Genomic DNA, 15,204 nt, shown 5'->3' on the forward strand with positions numbered 1-15,204 from the left:
CGATAAACGGGGCTTTTTATCATTTGCTAACAACCGCGACTAAGGCTGGCCTCAGAACGGGATATCGTCATCAAAATCGATCGGCGGTTCATTAGACGGTGCGGCTGGCGCCTGCTGCTGCGGACGAGACTGTGCGCCGCCGCTGAACTGGTTGCTGCCACCCTGCGGCTGCTGAGGCTGACCCCAACCGCCCTGCTGCTGGCCACCCGCTGCCGGAGCGCCACCACCCTGACGGCCGCCCAGCATCTGCATGGTGCCACCGACGTTGACCACAACCTCCGTGGTGTACTTCTCGGCACCGGACTGATCGGTCCATTTACGGGTACGCAGCTGACCTTCAATGTAAACCTGCGAGCCTTTACGCAGGTATTCACCAGCGACTTCAGCCAGTTTGCCGAACAGCACAACGCGGTGCCATTCAGTCTGCTCTTTCATCTCACCGGTCGCTTTATCACGCCAGGATTCGGAAGTAGCCAGCGTAATGTTGGCAACTGCGCCACCACTCGGCATGTAGCGTACTTCCGGGTCCTGGCCCAGATTACCGACGAGAATCACCTTATTTACGCCTCTGCTGGCCATGTTTGTGTCTCCTGAATGCGTTTCTTAATAGTGTAAACGCGCGAGTGTACCATTTCCAGGTGGTCTTTTGATAGCTGCGAAGAAGCTTCCAGATATCTCTCGCGGTCTGACATTTTTGCATATCCCATCGGAAAATGCATTCCAATACTGTATATTCAAACAGGTTAAATTGTGTCATAATTAGCCGTTTCTGCCGTTTGTCCTTCTAACAAACCAGGCAATCCGCGTATCTACCGGGAAAGGTGAATGGATAAGATCGAAGTTCGGGGCGCCCGCACCCATAATCTCAAAAACATCAACCTCGTCATCCCACGCGACAAACTCATTGTCGTCACCGGGCTGTCAGGATCAGGCAAATCATCACTGGCTTTCGACACGCTGTATGCCGAAGGACAGCGCCGTTACGTTGAGTCGCTTTCTGCCTATGCGCGCCAGTTTCTGTCGCTGATGGAGAAACCGGACGTCGATCATATTGAAGGGCTGTCGCCTGCGATTTCCATCGAACAGAAATCAACGTCCCATAATCCGCGTTCCACCGTCGGCACCATCACCGAAATTCACGACTATCTGCGTCTGCTCTACGCGCGCGTCGGTGAACCGCGTTGCCCGGATCACGATGTCCCTCTGGCGGCACAGACCGTCAGCCAGATGGTCGACAACGTACTCTCTCAGCCAGAAGGCCAACGCCTGATGCTGCTGGCACCGATTATTAAAGAGCGTAAAGGTGAGCATACCAAAACGCTGGAAAACCTCGCCAGTCAGGGCTATATCCGCGCGAGGATCGACGGCGAAGTCTGCGATCTCTCGGATCCACCGAAGCTGGAGCTGCAAAAGAAACACACCATCGAAGTGGTTATCGACCGTTTTAAAGTGCGCGACGATCTGTCACAACGCCTGGCCGAATCTTTCGAAACCGCCCTCGATCTCTCCGGCGGTACCGCCATTGTCGCCAATATGGACGACACCAAAGCGGAAGAGCTGCTGTTCTCTGCCAACTTCGCCTGTCCGATTTGCGGCTACAGCATGCGTGAGCTGGAACCGCGCCTGTTTTCATTCAACAACCCGGCGGGGGCCTGCCCAACCTGTGACGGCCTGGGCGTCCAGCAGTACTTCGATCCTGAACGCGTGATTCAGAACGTCGAACTGTCGCTGGCAGGCGGCGCGATCCGCGGCTGGGATCGGCGTAATTTTTACTACTTCCAGATGCTGAAATCGCTGGCAGAGCACTATAAATTCGATATCGAAGCCCCCTGGGGAACCCTCAGTGCCGACGTGCAAAAGGTCATTTTGTATGGCTCAGGCAAAGAGAATATTGAATTTAAATATATGAACGATCGGGGCGACACCTCGGTACGCCGCCATCCGTTCGAAGGCGTGCTGCATAATATGGAGCGCCGCTACAAAGAGACCGAATCCAGCGCGGTGCGTGAAGAGCTGGCGAAGTTCATCAGCAATCGTCCGTGTACCAGCTGTAACGGTACCCGTCTGCGTCGCGAAGCCCGTCATGTGTTCGTCGAGAACACGCCGCTGCCGACCATTTCCGATATGAGCATTGGCCATGCGATGGATTTCTTCACTAACCTGAAGCTCTCCGGCCAGCGGGCGCAAATCGCCGAAAAAGTGCTGAAAGAGATCGGCGACCGCCTGAAGTTCCTCGTTAACGTCGGCCTGAACTACCTGACGCTCTCGCGTTCAGCAGAAACGCTCTCCGGCGGTGAAGCCCAACGTATTCGCCTGGCCAGCCAGATTGGTGCCGGGTTGGTTGGCGTAATGTACGTCCTGGATGAGCCTTCCATCGGCCTGCATCAGCGTGACAACGAGCGTCTGCTCGGGACGCTGGTTCATCTGCGTAACCTCGGGAATACGGTGATTGTCGTCGAGCATGACGAAGACGCCATCCGCGCCGCGGACCACGTGATCGATATCGGCCCTGGCGCCGGGGTTCACGGCGGCCAGGTGGTGGCGGAAGGGACGCTGGAAGCGATCATGGCGGTCCCGGAATCCCTGACCGGCCAGTACATGAGCGGCAAACGCAAAATTGAAGTGCCGAAGCAGCGCGTACCGGCCGACCCGGAAAAAGTGCTGAAGCTGACCGGCGCCCGCGGCAACAACCTGAAAGACGTGACCCTGACGCTGCCGGTAGGGCTGTTTACCTGTATTACCGGAGTCTCCGGCTCGGGTAAGTCGACGCTGATCAACGACACCCTGTTTCCGATTGCCCAGCGCCAGCTTAACGGCGCGACCATTGTCGAACCGGCGCCCTATCGCGATGTGCAGGGCCTGGAACACTTCGATAAGGTCATCGATATCGACCAAAGCCCGATTGGCCGGACGCCGCGTTCGAACCCGGCAACCTACACCGGGGTCTTCACGCCGGTTCGTGAACTGTTCGCCGGCGTGCCGGAATCACGCTCGCGCGGCTACACGCCGGGGCGCTTCAGCTTTAACGTTCGCGGCGGGCGCTGCGAAGCCTGCCAGGGCGATGGCGTGATTAAAGTCGAAATGCACTTCCTGCCGGATATTTACGTGCCGTGCGACCAGTGCAAAGGCAAGCGCTATAACCGTGAAACGCTGGAGATTAAGTACAAAGGCAAGACCATCCATGAAGTGCTGGATATGACCATTGAAGAAGCACGCGAGTTCTTCGATGCCGTGCCGGCGCTGGCGCGTAAACTGCAAACGCTGATGGACGTCGGCCTGACTTATATCCGCCTTGGCCAGTCGGCCACCACGCTCTCCGGTGGCGAAGCCCAGCGTGTGAAGCTAGCGCGCGAGCTATCCAAGCGCGGCACGGGTCAGACGCTGTATATTCTCGATGAGCCAACCACCGGCCTGCACTTTGCGGATATCCAACAGCTGCTGGAGGTGCTGCACCAGCTGCGCGATCAGGGCAACACCATCGTGGTGATTGAGCACAACCTGGATGTCATCAAAACCGCGGACTGGATCGTTGACCTCGGTCCTGAAGGCGGTAGCGGCGGCGGCGAAATCCTCGTCTCCGGAACGCCAGAGACCGTGGCCGGGTGCGAGACTTCGCACACGGCACGCTTCCTTAAACCTTTACTGGGTTAATCAGCGTGAAAGCTGCTGTCGGGTCGGTTCCGACAGCAGCCGGACGGCCTGCTGGTATGAGGCATCGACCAGATAGTAGATTTGTGAGTCCGGCAGTGCGCCATCAAGAAACACCGTACTCCAGTGGGCTTTATTCAGATGTCTGCTGGGGCGGATATCGACGTGCTGCTCCCGCAACAGTTCGGCAAGTTCAGGACTGGCTTTTAGCGAAACCGCCGGCCGCTTATCCTCCACCTCTTTCACCAACGCAAACAGCACGTCCGACACCTTAATCTGCGTCGCCTTCCAGTCACTGTGCACGCTTTGTTCTGCGCCCGGTTTCGCCATGCAGTACAGCAATAAATCCGAAATTGTCATCTGTTATTCCCCCGTTGGCGTCGCGACGTTCTGCCGCTAAGCGCCGTGAATACGATGTTCCCCTGGTCTGGCAATGGCGTGCTGGCGCAGCAGAGGCAGTGTGTCAGGTGACGCGCGGAGATGTTGAGCCTGACGTCAGCATTGACGGATGCGACACCAATGATTCTTGCCGCGAATGAGTCTTTCTAAGTGTGCAGCAATAAGCGAAAAGGTAAAACCTCCCCGCCCGCTTTTTTGTACAAAAAAACGGCAGCTTATGCGCTGCCGTGTTCTGTGCTATCTGATGTTATCGCAACCGATCGTCAGTACTCGGAATTAACCACCACTTCTTCGCCCAGCGCCCCGGCCATCGGCAACGGTTTGTATGAGGAATTTGACGCACGCAGCACGCGAATGCCGCGAGCACCCGCCTCACGCGCGGCAGAGATATCATTATCGGAGTCACCGTAGAAGACCTTAATGTTCTTCTCTTTTAACCATTGTGTTTTGGTATTCTGGCCCGGTTGGTCGCCGGCAAAAATTACCGGATTCATACTCGCGGCCGGGATCAAAAAATCATCCTGCAGCGTTTTAGAGACGGTTTCAGTTTTGGTCTGGCTACGCCCGGTGACAAAGTAAATGCGATCGCCGCGTTTCACATGCATGGCAATGAGATGGCGCGCCACTTCTTTCGGCATACTAAACTCATCCCAGCCATTGTTCATTTTCTCCCAGAACTCAGGGTTTTTCAGGTAATCATCACTACCGGGCGAAAAGGTTTTCTGCCCGCGCCAGAAGCCCGGACTGGAAAAGAGGACGGTATCGTCAATATCAAACCCGACGGCAAACGGCTCACGGCCTAACAGGCTGTTTTCAATTTGCGCCACGGAGACCCAGTGGATGGGGGCTTGTTCAGCAAGTTTGGCGACGTTGGTGCCGGTTGACAGCGGCTGGGGCGTAGAGGCCTGGGCCATAACGCTGCCGTTAAGCGTGAACAGTAAGCAAATGGCCGACAAGGCCAGAGTCATCTTGCGCATATTTAATATCCCTTCAGACGTCATCCTTCAAGCAACCGCTATGCAGTTTACCGGGTTCCTACTACGGCATAACTTGAATGATTGTGTATAAAAATAATCTAATCGTTATAGTTTTCAATTATGTGGCTGATCAGCAAACCGCTATGACCTTAACCCCGGCATCTCATGATGCAAAGGATTATCTGCTTATATGTCATAGAAAAAGAGAATGATCACACTTCATGAAGGGCATTGCCCTCTCCACCAGGCTGGAAAGGGCAAGAGATTTGCAGGGTGTTAAATCACAGCAGAGAACGCTTTCGCCACGCGCTGAACGTTACGTGAGTTGAGGCCCGCGACGCACATGCGACCGCTGGAAATCAGATACACGCCAAACTCTTCACGCAGACGATCGACCTGTGCTGCGCTCAGGCCGGTATAGCTGAACATCCCACGCTGCTTCAGCAGGTAGTCGAAATTCACATCCGGCACCGCCTCTTTCAGAACGTTCACCAGCTCCTGACGCATCGCCAGAATCCGGGTACGCATCGCTTCGACTTCGGCCAACCAGCTGGCTTTTAGCGCGGCGTCATTCAACACCATCGCAACCACCTGAGCACCAAAGTTTGGCGGGCTGGAGTAGTTGCGACGCACGGTCGCCTTCAGCTGTCCCAGCACGCGGTTAGCGGTATCCGAGTCTTCACAAACCACCGACAGCCCGCCAACGCGCTCGCCGTACAGCGAGAAAATTTTCGAGAATGAGTTGCTGACCAGCATTGGCATGCCGGTGCTGGCAATCGTGCGGATCGCGTAGGCATCATCGTCCATGCCGGCGCCAAAGCCCTGATAGGCGATATCGAGGAACGGAATCAGGTTGCGCGCTTTCAGTACGTCCGCGATCTGATCCCACTGCGCATGGTTCAAATCAGCGCCGGTCGGGTTATGACAGCACGGGTGCAGCAGCACGATGTCACGTTCTGGCAGCGTCTGCAGTTTTTCCAGCAGCGCGTCGAAACGCACGCCGTTGGTTTCGCTATCAAACCAAGGGTAAGTACTTACTTCGAAGCCAGCCCCTTCAAATATGGCAATGTGGTTTTCCCAGGTCGGGTCACTGACCCAAACACGGGAGCCCGGGAAGTAGCGTTTCAGGAAATCAGCGCCAACTTTCAATGCGCCGGAACCGCCCAGCGTCTGGATGGAAGCAACGCGCTGCTGTTGCAGTACCGGATGTTCCGCGCCAAACAGCAGCGGAGCGATGGCATTGCGATAGGCATTCAGCCCTTCCATCGGCAGGTACAACGAGGCGCCATGCGGCTGCGCGTTCAGGCGCGCTTCCGCTTCAGCAACCGCCTGGAGCTGCGGGATAATCCCGTCTTCGTTGTAATACAGACCGATGCTCAGGTTTACTTTGTCACTACGTGGATCTTCTTTGAAACGCTCCATTAAGGAGAGAATGGGATCGCCAGCGTAGGCGTCAACTTTTTGAAACACGCGATGTTTCTCCGGGTTTACTGAGAGGCAGGAAATAACACAATAAACCGGAAGCAGAAGAAGATCGAGAGGATGTTGGCCGATAGTCGACGGCGAGCGTGTGCGAGTGCGGTGCGGACGGTCAGTTTCCCCGGCTTGCGGCGTAAACGCCTTAGCCGGGCTAGCGGATCGCCCGCCTTCAGAGCCATAAAACCCTAAGCGCAGCGGCGGGTTTAATCCACAAACGTCATCGAGACTCGGGAAGTCAGCCGCGTAATAAGTTCGTAAGCACTCACTTTCGTGAGCGCAGCGATGCGTTCAACCGGCAGGCCTTCCCCCCACAGTACGACAGGATCCCCGGCTTTGTCCTGCGCATCCGGCCCCAGGTCAACGCAAATCATGTCCATCGCCACACGGCCGACAATCGGTACTTCGCGACCGTTTACCAGTACCGGCGTGCCGGAGGACGCTGCTCGCGGGTAGCCATCGCCATAGCCCATCGCCACCACGCCAAGACGCGTGTCACGTTCGCTGACCCAGGTGCCGCCATAGCCCACGGGTTCACCCGATTTATGATCGCGCACGGCAATCAGGCTCGAGGTCAGCGACATCACCGGCTGACAGCCAAAATCAGCGCCAGTAGACGGACTATCCAGCGGCGATACGCCGTACAAAATAATGCCCGGGCGCACCCAGTCGAAATGCGACTGCGGCCACAGCAAGATCCCGCCCGATGCCGCAATGGAGCGCAGACCAGGCTTGCCTTCAGTGAAAGTGGTGAAAATATCCAGCTGACGTTCGGTGGCACCGCACTCAGGTTCGTCGGCGCGCGCAAAATGGCTGACCACATTGACCGGCTGGCGTACGTTTTTACATTGGCTCAGACGCTGCCAGAACGCTTGTGCTTGTTCCGGCAATACGCCCAGGCGATGCATCCCGGTATCCAGTTTCATCCAGACGGTAACCGGTTCAGGCAGTTCGGCCTGCTCCAGTGCTTCCAGCTGTTCCAGACTGTGTACCGCCGTTTGTAACTGTTGTGCGGAAATCACCGGCAGATCGGCGGCATCAAAAAAGCCTTCCAGCAGCAGGACCGGCTGGGTGATACCACCGGCACGCAGGCGCAGAGCCTCTTCGAGACGGGCGACGCCAAAAGCATCGGCATCAGGGAGCGTTCGCGCGGTCTCAAGAAGACCGTGTCCGTAAGCGTTCGCTTTCACGACTGCAACCAGTTTGCTGGCGGGCGCCAGCTCACGTAGACGTTGCAGGTTGTGTCGCAGAGCGCGGCGGTTAATGACTACAGTTGCCGCTTGCATTTGAATTCCTTAATAAAAGAATCTCCTGAATCATTCGTGTTGCAGGAAGGCGACAAGCCTGAGAATGCCCGGGAGCTTAGTAAACTAAGTGACCGGGGTGAACAGGCGAAGTCGACGCATCTGCGGCATGAAGGATGACGGAGATTTACTCGTCGTCGTATTGTGGCCCGGCATAGTTATCGAAGCGCGACCACTGACCATTAAACGTCAGACGCACTGTCCCGATGGGACCATTACGCTGTTTACCTATAATAATTTCCGCGATGCCTTTCAAATCGCTGTTCTCGTGATAGACCTCATCACGGTAGATAAACATGATTAAGTCGGCATCCTGCTCGATGGAACCTGATTCACGCAAATCGGAGTTAACCGGGCGCTTATCCGCACGTTGCTCCAGCGATCGGTTAAGCTGCGACAGCGCCACCACCGGCACCTGCAACTCCTTCGCCAGCGCCTTCAGTGAACGGGAAATTTCCGCGATTTCCAGGGTACGGTTATCGGAGAGCGACGGCACGCGCATCAGCTGCAGGTAGTCGATCATGATCAGGCCGATACCCCCGTGTTCACGGGCGATGCGTCGCGCACGGGAGCGCACTTCCGTCGGCGTCAGGCCGGAGGAGTCATCGATATAAATATTGCGTTTTTCCAGCAGAATACCCAGCGTGCCGGAGATACGCGCCCAGTCTTCGTCATCCAGCTGGCCGGTACGAATGCGGGTCTGATCGACCCGCGACAGCGACGCCAGAGAACGCATCATGATCTGTTCTGATGGCATCTCCAGGCTGAAAATAAGTACCGGTTTATCCTGCAACATCGCCGCGTTTTCAACGAGGTTCATCGCAAATGTCGTCTTACCCATTGAAGGACGCGCAGCGACGATAATCAGATCCGACGGCTGCAGGCCGGCGGTCTTTTTGTTCAGATCGTCATAGCCGGTGTTCACCCCGGTGACGCCGTCATGCGGCTGCTGGAACAGTTGCTCAATACGCGCTACGGTCGCATCAAGGACATCGGCGATATTTTTCGGGCCTTCGTCTTTGTTGGCACGGCTTTCCGCAATCTTGAATACCCGGGATTCCGCCAGGTCGAGCAGGTCTTCACTGGTGCGGCCCTGCGGATCGAAGCCCGCTTCAGCGATTTCATTAGCGACCGAGATCATCTCTCGGACAACCGCACGTTCGCGTACGATATCCGCATAGGCGCTGATGTTCGCCGCACTTGGTGTGTTTTTCGACAGCTCAGCCAGATAGGCAAAGCCCCCGACGCTGTCCAGTTGCCCCTGACGCTCCAGCGATTCTGCCAGCGTAATCAGGTCAATCGGGCTGCCCGTTTCCTGCAGGCGCGCCATCTCAACAAAGATATGGCGGTGTGGGCGGGTGTAGAAATCTTCCGCTACCACACGCTCGGCAACGTCGTCCCAGCGCTCGTTGTCCAGCATTAAACCGCCCAACACCGACTGTTCCGCTTCAATCGAGTGCGGCGGTACTTTCAACCCGGCGACCTGATAATCGCGCTCACGGGGTTCAGTCTGTGGTTTGTTGAAGGGTTTATTTCCTGCCATAGTGAATGGAGTTACCGAGATAAAGAGTGGGTCGAAAGATTACCATATTTTTCTTACGGAGGGAGCATGGCAACGCGCATTGAATTCCACAAACATGGTGGCCCGGAAGTGCTTAACGCGGTGGAATATACCCCCGCAGAACCCGGTGAAAACGAAATCCAGGTAGAAAACAAAGCCATCGGTATTAACTATATCGACACTTATATTCGCAGCGGTCTCTATCCGCCGCCGTCCCTGCCGAGCGGACTGGGAACCGAAGCTGCAGGCGTGGTGACCAAAGTGGGTAGCGCCGTGACCCATATCCAGCAGGGCGACCGCGTGGTCTACGCACAATCGTCCCTCGGCGCCTACAGTTCTGTACACAACGTCCTGGCGGACAAAGCGGCCCTGTTACCGGATGAGATCTCCTTTGAGCAGGCCGCCGCCTCGTTTTTGAAAGGGCTAACGGTCTATTATCTGCTGCGTAAAACCTACGAAATCAAACCCGGAGAGCCGTTCTTGTTCCACGCTGCCGCCGGTGGCGTCGGGCTGATTGCCTGCCAGTGGGCGAAGGCGCTGGGCGCAAAGCTGATCGGTACCGTCGGCAGTGCACAGAAAGCACAGCGGGCGAAGCAGGCCGGCGCCTGGCAGGTGATTAACTACCGCGAAGAGAATATCGTTGAGCGCCTGAAAGAGATAACCGAAGGGAAAAAAGTCCATGTGGTCTACGATTCCGTGGGCAAAGATACCTGGGAAGCGTCTCTTGATTGTCTGCAGCGCCGGGGGCTGATGGTCAGCTTTGGCAACTCCTCTGGCCCGGTCACCGGCGTCAACCTGGGGATCCTTAACCAGAAAGGTTCGCTGTTTGTCACTCGCCCTTCTCTGCAAGGTTATATCACCAACCGTGAAGAGCTGGAGCAAGCCAGCCGCGAGCTGTTTTCATTGATTGCCAGTGGGGCAATTAACGTTGACGTAGCGGACAGCCAGAAATATGCCCTGACCGATGCCCGACGCGCACATGAGGTGCTGGAAAGTCGTGTCACCGAGGGCTCAAGCCTGCTGCTGCCATAAGGCAGTTTGTCGTTTGAAGGCATATGACGGATGGCTCTCCCTAAATAATTCGGGCTACAGGCAGGCGGCAAGAGAATGAATTCCCGGGAGCTGACAAGAGTCAGTGACTGGGGTGACAAATCTGTCTGGAACAGATTTGAACGCTGCGAGCAGCGGCCCTGATAAGGGTGAGGCTCATGGATGAGCCGAATAACGAGGTCGCCAACGCCCCTGTAGTCTGAAGAATGACGGGAGAGGGAGAAAAGTTTAGGGCTTCCACCTGGGAAGCCCTTACTTTTTTTTGTTCGGCTGTATGTAGGGTACAGCGCGATGAATTCATTAACGCGCTAATAGTGACAGATTTAATAAGCAAAGCCTACGCTGTTTTATGCAAATATCTTCAGGTTGTGATGCACCGCTCAATACCTTAGTAACGCCAACGGTTATTCCCACGATAACGGTTGTCAGCAGGCGATTTTATCGCCCGAATCACCCATACCACGACAACTGCCAGCAGTAGCCACGGCAGCAGTTTAATCATTAATGCAAACAGCCCGCCCACGAACATCAGCGCGGTCGCGACCACGATGGCGGCGATAATACCCAGTAACGACACGCCGGTAACCAACAGCATGACAAAAAAGCCTATAACGAATAAGAGTTCCAGCATCGTCTTCTCCCCAAAGAAATGTCTATGCAACTTCTTTGGGTATTACAAAAATCATGCCAAACATAACACATTGAATATAAAGAAAAATGCCCCGCATGATTTATGCAGGGCATGGTGAATTTGACCAGGTTTTAGTGAAAAATTAACGTTTATCCGCAACCAGTTTCAGCGCATGCTCCAGCACGTTAATATCGGCACCGGCTTTATGCGCATTCTCGCTCAGGTAGCGACGCCACTGGCGTGCACCCGGGATGCCCTGGAACAGACCCAGCATATGGCGGGTAATATGGCCCAGGTAAGTACCGTTGCTCAGCTCACGTTCGATATACGGGTACATTGCGCGTACCACCGCAACCGGATCGGCATCGGCTCCATCACAGCCAAAAATTTCGCGATCGACTGACGCCAGGATCCCTGGGTTCTGATAGGCCTCACGCCCTACCATCACGCCATCCATATGCGCCAGGTGCAATTTCGCCTCTTCCAGCGATTTAATACCACCGTTGATCGCCATGGTCAGATGAGGAAAATCACGCTTGAGCTGATATACGCGCGGGTAATCCAGCGGCGGGATCTCACGATTTTCTTTCGGGCTCAGGCCAGAGAGCCACGCTTTACGGGCATGGATGATAAACATCTCGCACTCGCCCTTCCCGGAAACGGTATTGATGAAATCGCACAGGAACTCATAGCTGTCCTGGTCATCAATGCCGATACGCGTTTTTACCGTCACCGGAATCGACACCACATCGCGCATCGCTTTAATACAGTCGGCGACCAGTTGGGCATTACCCATCAGGCAGGCGCCAAACATGCCATTCTGGACACGATCGGACGGGCAGCCAACGTTCAGGTTGATCTCATCGTAGCCGCGAGCTTCCGCCAGTTTCGCACACTGTGCCAGCGCCGCCGGATCGCTACCACCCAGCTGCAGTGCCAGTGGATGCTCCTCTTCGCTATAGGCCAGGTAGTCGCCTTTGCCGTGAATAATCGCCCCGGTGGTGACCATTTCGGTATACAGCAGCGTTTGCCGCGACAGCAGACGCAGGAAGTAACGGCAGTGCCTGTCTGTCCAGTCGAGCATTGGCGCAATGGAAAAACGGTGGGCGGCAAAAGCGTGAGAAGTTGATTCTGGCATCATGGCGAATAAACAGGCATCCGGGTAAAAAGGGGCGCTACTATAGCACAAAGATACAGCACAGGCGCATAGCGCCGGCGCGGGTGCTTTGCACCTGATACACGGGCTATCGCCTGCGCGGTTTGCCGTCGTGCGGGCCGAAAAATTGCGGCGGATGGTCGACCCAGCGATCCTGACGCGTCGCGGCATACTCTGGGTTAAGCGGATAATAGATGCGATTGAATTTTTTGTTCGCCTCGCCCACCACCAACAGGCGCACCTCCTGTTCAGTGTTATTCAGGAAGGTGTGGCATACGCCGGTGCCGGCGGGAAATCCAACGCTATCACCAGGCTCCAGCTTCCACAGATAGCCGTTAATCCAGACTTCAGGGTACCCCTCCAGCACGTAGATAAACTCTTCTTCATCACTTTCAGCGTGGGGATAAGAAGTCCGACGGCCCGGCGGTAAACGTTCATGATGGATCCCCAACCGGTTCAGCCGTAACCCACGCGCCAACGGCGCGCCGATGGAAAAGCGCTCTGGGTTATTGGGGTAAGTAGCGTCATCGGGCCCTTCGAGTTCATGCCAATGTCGAATGCAATCAGGTCGTTTCATCGTTTTCTCCCGAAAATGAGATGCATCAGGTATAGCACAAGCTGCCGGTTCTCGGCGTTTTGCCTGGATCGTGATAAAGTAACAACTTCACACTCAGGCGGCCAGAGGATGCTCATGAATAAGACCACTTCGCAAGAATTGTTAGCGCATGCTGAAAAGCTCTGTGCACAGCGCGGCGTGCGCCTGACTCCCCAGCGCCTGGAAGTGTTGCGCCTGATGAGCCTGCAGCAAGGGGCAATTAGCGCCTATGATCTGCTCGACCTGCTCCGGGATAAAGAGCCCCAGGCTAAGCCCCCCACGGTCTATCGTGCGCTGGAGTTTTTGCTTGAGCAGGGGTTCGTGCATAAGGTGGAGTCGACCAACAGCTACGTGCTGTGCCATCTGATCGATCAGCCGACCCATACCTCCGCGATGTTTATCTGCGATCGCTGCGGCGTGGTGAAAGAAGAGTGTGCCGAAGGGCTGGAAGATATTATGCATACTCTGGCGGCCAGAATGGGCTTCGCGCTGCGTCACAACGTGATTGAGGCGCATGGTCTGTGTGCCGGCTGCGTCGAAGTCGAAGCCTGTAGTACGCCAGGGCACTGCCAGCATGACCATACGATTCTGATTAAAAAGAAAGCCCGCTGAGGCTTGCGCCAGAGCGGGAATCAGGGTTGTCGGCACCTCCGTGTACCGCACGGGCAGGCAATAACAAAGGGTCAGAACACTGATGTGCCCCGCTACCAGCGGTGGCCGTTTTTACGTTCCCACTCAGACACTTCTTTCTCGGCCTGATCTTTGGCAAATCCGTAGCGTTCCTGGATTTTACCTACCAGTTGGTCACGTTTCCCCTCGATGACCGTCATGTCATCATCGGTGAGCTTACCCCATTGTTCTTTCGCTTTACCTTTCAACTGCTTCCAGTTACCGCCGATTTCGTCTTTGTTCATCATTCAGTCCTCATCGTTCGGTGGGTTAACAGCCCGCTGCGTGCCGGACATAACGTTAACTATAGTTAAGAATTCCGGGTTTAATTTATTATTCGGAATCTTTAACCATTAACACGATAAAAACCGCGACAAACCATTATGAAAACCAGGTGCCGTGCTGCCAGTGTCGCCGCCAGATCAGCGCCAGCGACAGGCCGCGCAGCGCAAGGAAGACCGCCAGCGCCAGCCACAGTCCGTGGTTACCGAGAACCGGTAGCGTCAACAGCGTCAGCGCAAACCCAGCCGCCGCCACCGCCATGCTATTTCGCATCTCGGCTCCCCGGGTTGCACCGATAAACATGCCATCCAGTAAATAGCACCACACGCCAATCACCGGCAGAACCACCTGCCAGATCAGATAGCGGTCGGCCAGCTGCTGCAGCGAAGGGATCGAGGTTAACAGTGCGATGATGTACGGCCCCGCCACGGCGTAGATCGCCGCAAATAGCAGCGCCACCATTCCCGACTGACGGCACGCCGCCCGCCAGACTTCAAGCAGTTGGCTACCATCACGTGCACCATAGGCCTGCCCGGAATGGGCTTCTACGGCGTAGGCAAAGCCATCCAGCGCATAGGCGGTGAAGGTCAGCATCGTCATCAGGAGAGCATTAACGGCGACGATATCGCCCCCGAGACGGGCTCCGAAAACGGTCACCGCCCCGAAGCACAGCTGCAGCAGCAAGGAGCGCAGCATAATATCGCGGTTTAATGCCAGCAGTCGCCGCACATCCCCGCGCCAGGCATTCTTCAGCATGCTGAATGACACACCACGCAGCACCAGCACGTGCCTTGCCATCAGTAGCCCGATGATAAAGGTGACGTATTCAGCGGTCACCGTCGCCAGCGCGGCCCCCTGCACGTTCATGTGCAGGCCCATCACCAGCCACAGGTCGAGGACAATATTCAGCAGGTTGCCCACTACCAGCAGGATCACCGGGGCGCGGGCATACTGCACGCCCAACAGCCAGCCAAGCAGCACCAGATTTGCCAGCGAGGCCGGCGCGCTCAGCCAGCGAATATCCAGGAAGCGCTGCGCCTGTTCCAGTACCGCCTCATTGCCGCCAACGATATGCAACGCCAGGTCAATCAGCGGTGCCCGCAACAGGACAATCAGCAGACCGGCCCCTAAGGCCAGTCCCAGCGGCTGCACCAGCGCCCGCGCCAGACGGAGAGGGTCTTTTGCGCCAAAGGCCTGAGCCGTCAGACCGGTGGTGCTCATCCGCAGGAAAAGCAGCAGCATGAAAAGGAAACTAGTGGCCGTGGCCCCCACCGCAACGCCGCCGAGATAAACCGGGCTGTCGAGGTGGCCGATAACGGCGGTATCAACCAGCCCCAGCAGCGGGACGGTGATATTAGAGAAAATCATGGGTAGCGCCAGGCGCCACAGGGCTTTATCAGCGGCGTGAAAGAGCATAGGAAAGAGCCTGACTAAGAGAAGACAGCGCAGCATCATC

The 15,204-nt window shown here is 56.1% G+C and carries 14 protein-coding genes; 3 read left to right on the plus strand and 11 right to left on the minus strand.

Going from position 1 to position 15,204, the window contains the following annotated elements:
* Positions 1 to 51 precede the first annotated feature (51 nt).
* Positions 52 to 579 carry a single-stranded DNA-binding protein SSB1 gene (gene ssb1 / locus ACMYSP_RS10960; RefSeq protein WP_434586784.1) on the minus strand — a complete coding sequence of 176 codons (528 nt, stop codon included), beginning with the start codon at positions 577 to 579 and terminating at the stop codon, positions 52 to 54.
* A gap of 246 nt (positions 580 to 825) precedes the next feature.
* Here ssb1 and uvrA point away from each other — a divergent pair, with 246 nt between their 5' ends.
* On the plus strand, positions 826 to 3,651 hold the full coding sequence (gene uvrA / locus ACMYSP_RS10965; RefSeq protein ID WP_434586785.1) for an excinuclease ABC subunit UvrA: 2,826 nt from the start codon (positions 826 to 828) through the stop codon (positions 3,649 to 3,651).
* Here the strand turns inward: uvrA and ACMYSP_RS10970 are convergent, their stop codons facing one another.
* The 5 genes from ACMYSP_RS10970 to dnaB all read right to left on the minus strand — a co-directional run bounded on the left by ACMYSP_RS10970 (position 3,652) and on the right by dnaB (position 9,347).
* Complete coding sequence (locus ACMYSP_RS10970) at positions 3,652 to 4,008, minus strand: MmcQ/YjbR family DNA-binding protein (protein ID WP_123757750.1); 357 nt, start codon at positions 4,006 to 4,008, stop codon at positions 3,652 to 3,654.
* 302 nt (positions 4,009 to 4,310) lie between these two features.
* A complete protein-coding gene (aphA, locus tag ACMYSP_RS10975; protein ID WP_434586786.1) occupies positions 4,311 to 5,024 on the minus strand; it encodes an acid phosphatase AphA in 714 nt (237 codons plus the stop codon).
* 276 nt (positions 5,025 to 5,300) lie between these two features.
* Positions 5,301 to 6,494, minus strand: a complete 1,194-nt coding sequence (gene tyrB, locus ACMYSP_RS10980) for an aromatic amino acid transaminase (protein WP_434586787.1) — start codon at positions 6,492 to 6,494, stop codon at positions 5,301 to 5,303.
* A gap of 212 nt (positions 6,495 to 6,706) precedes the next feature.
* Entirely contained in the window at positions 6,707 to 7,786 is a 1,080-nt protein-coding gene (alr, locus tag ACMYSP_RS10985; protein ID WP_434586788.1) for an alanine racemase, read from the minus strand.
* A 145-nt stretch (positions 7,787 to 7,931) separates the two neighbouring features.
* On the minus strand, positions 7,932 to 9,347 hold the full coding sequence (dnaB, locus tag ACMYSP_RS10990) for a replicative DNA helicase (RefSeq protein WP_434586790.1): 1,416 nt from the start codon (positions 9,345 to 9,347) through the stop codon (positions 7,932 to 7,934).
* A gap of 66 nt (positions 9,348 to 9,413) precedes the next feature.
* Here dnaB and ACMYSP_RS10995 point away from each other — a divergent pair, with 66 nt between their 5' ends.
* A complete protein-coding gene (locus ACMYSP_RS10995; protein ID WP_434586791.1) occupies positions 9,414 to 10,397 on the plus strand; it encodes a quinone oxidoreductase in 984 nt (327 codons plus the stop codon).
* 406 nt (positions 10,398 to 10,803) lie between these two features.
* On the opposite strand, the gene pspG is transcribed toward ACMYSP_RS10995, so the two are convergent.
* The 3 genes from pspG to ACMYSP_RS11010 all read right to left on the minus strand — a co-directional run bounded on the left by pspG (position 10,804) and on the right by ACMYSP_RS11010 (position 12,779).
* Positions 10,804 to 11,046, minus strand: coding sequence for an envelope stress response protein PspG (pspG, locus tag ACMYSP_RS11000; RefSeq protein WP_123757743.1), 243 nt, complete (start codon positions 11,044 to 11,046; stop codon positions 10,804 to 10,806).
* Positions 11,047 to 11,188: 142 nt separating this feature from the next.
* Positions 11,189 to 12,187 (minus strand): tRNA dihydrouridine(20/20a) synthase DusA, encoded by a 999-nt coding sequence (dusA, locus tag ACMYSP_RS11005; RefSeq protein ID WP_434586792.1) that lies wholly within the window; start codon positions 12,185 to 12,187, stop codon positions 11,189 to 11,191.
* A 103-nt stretch (positions 12,188 to 12,290) separates the two neighbouring features.
* Positions 12,291 to 12,779 carry a cupin domain-containing protein gene (locus ACMYSP_RS11010; protein WP_123757741.1) on the minus strand — a complete coding sequence of 163 codons (489 nt, stop codon included), beginning with the start codon at positions 12,777 to 12,779 and terminating at the stop codon, positions 12,291 to 12,293.
* A 114-nt stretch (positions 12,780 to 12,893) separates the two neighbouring features.
* Between ACMYSP_RS11010 and zur the strand changes: the two genes are divergently transcribed.
* Positions 12,894 to 13,409 (plus strand): zinc uptake transcriptional repressor Zur, encoded by a 516-nt coding sequence (zur, locus tag ACMYSP_RS11015; protein ID WP_123757740.1) that lies wholly within the window; start codon positions 12,894 to 12,896, stop codon positions 13,407 to 13,409.
* Between the two features lie 92 nt (positions 13,410 to 13,501).
* Here zur and ACMYSP_RS11020 read toward each other — a convergent pair whose 3' ends face one another.
* Complete coding sequence (locus ACMYSP_RS11020) at positions 13,502 to 13,711, minus strand: CsbD family protein (RefSeq protein WP_434587064.1); 210 nt, start codon at positions 13,709 to 13,711, stop codon at positions 13,502 to 13,504.
* Positions 13,712 to 13,847: 136 nt separating this feature from the next.
* Complete coding sequence (dinF, locus tag ACMYSP_RS11025; protein ID WP_434586793.1) at positions 13,848 to 15,164, minus strand: MATE family efflux transporter DinF; 1,317 nt, start codon at positions 15,162 to 15,164, stop codon at positions 13,848 to 13,850.
* Between the last annotated feature and the right edge of the window lie 40 nt (positions 15,165 to 15,204).

Source organism: Klebsiella sp. R390 (assembly GCF_051131745.1).
Classification (GTDB): Bacteria; Pseudomonadota; Gammaproteobacteria; order Enterobacterales; family Enterobacteriaceae; genus Klebsiella.

What these genes read in the sequence shown, in the direction of transcription:
- ACMYSP_RS10995 (WP_434586791.1), top strand. Translation starts at nt 9,414, where the DNA reads ATGGCAACGCGCATTGAATTCCACAAACATGGTGGCCCGGAAGTGCTT.
- alr (WP_434586788.1), bottom strand. Translation starts at nt 7,786, where the DNA reads ATGCAAGCGGCAACTGTAGTCATTAACCGCCGCGCTCTGCGACACAAC.
- ssb1 (WP_434586784.1), bottom strand. Translation starts at nt 579, where the DNA reads ATGGCCAGCAGAGGCGTAAATAAGGTGATTCTCGTCGGTAATCTGGGC.
- zur (WP_123757740.1), top strand. Translation starts at nt 12,894, where the DNA reads ATGAATAAGACCACTTCGCAAGAATTGTTAGCGCATGCTGAAAAGCTC.
- dinF (WP_434586793.1), bottom strand. Translation starts at nt 15,164, where the DNA reads ATGCTCTTTCACGCCGCTGATAAAGCCCTGTGGCGCCTGGCGCTACCC.
- ACMYSP_RS11010 (WP_123757741.1), bottom strand. Translation starts at nt 12,779, where the DNA reads ATGAAACGACCTGATTGCATTCGACATTGGCATGAACTCGAAGGGCCC.
- ACMYSP_RS11020 (WP_434587064.1), bottom strand. Translation starts at nt 13,711, where the DNA reads ATGAACAAAGACGAAATCGGCGGTAACTGGAAGCAGTTGAAAGGTAAA.
- aphA (WP_434586786.1), bottom strand. Translation starts at nt 5,024, where the DNA reads ATGCGCAAGATGACTCTGGCCTTGTCGGCCATTTGCTTACTGTTCACG.
- dusA (WP_434586792.1), bottom strand. Translation starts at nt 12,187, where the DNA reads ATGATGCCAGAATCAACTTCTCACGCTTTTGCCGCCCACCGTTTTTCC.
- ACMYSP_RS10970 (WP_123757750.1), bottom strand. Translation starts at nt 4,008, where the DNA reads ATGACAATTTCGGATTTATTGCTGTACTGCATGGCGAAACCGGGCGCA.
- pspG (WP_123757743.1), bottom strand. Translation starts at nt 11,046, where the DNA reads ATGCTGGAACTCTTATTCGTTATAGGCTTTTTTGTCATGCTGTTGGTT.
- dnaB (WP_434586790.1), bottom strand. Translation starts at nt 9,347, where the DNA reads ATGGCAGGAAATAAACCCTTCAACAAACCACAGACTGAACCCCGTGAG.
- uvrA (WP_434586785.1), top strand. Translation starts at nt 826, where the DNA reads ATGGATAAGATCGAAGTTCGGGGCGCCCGCACCCATAATCTCAAAAAC.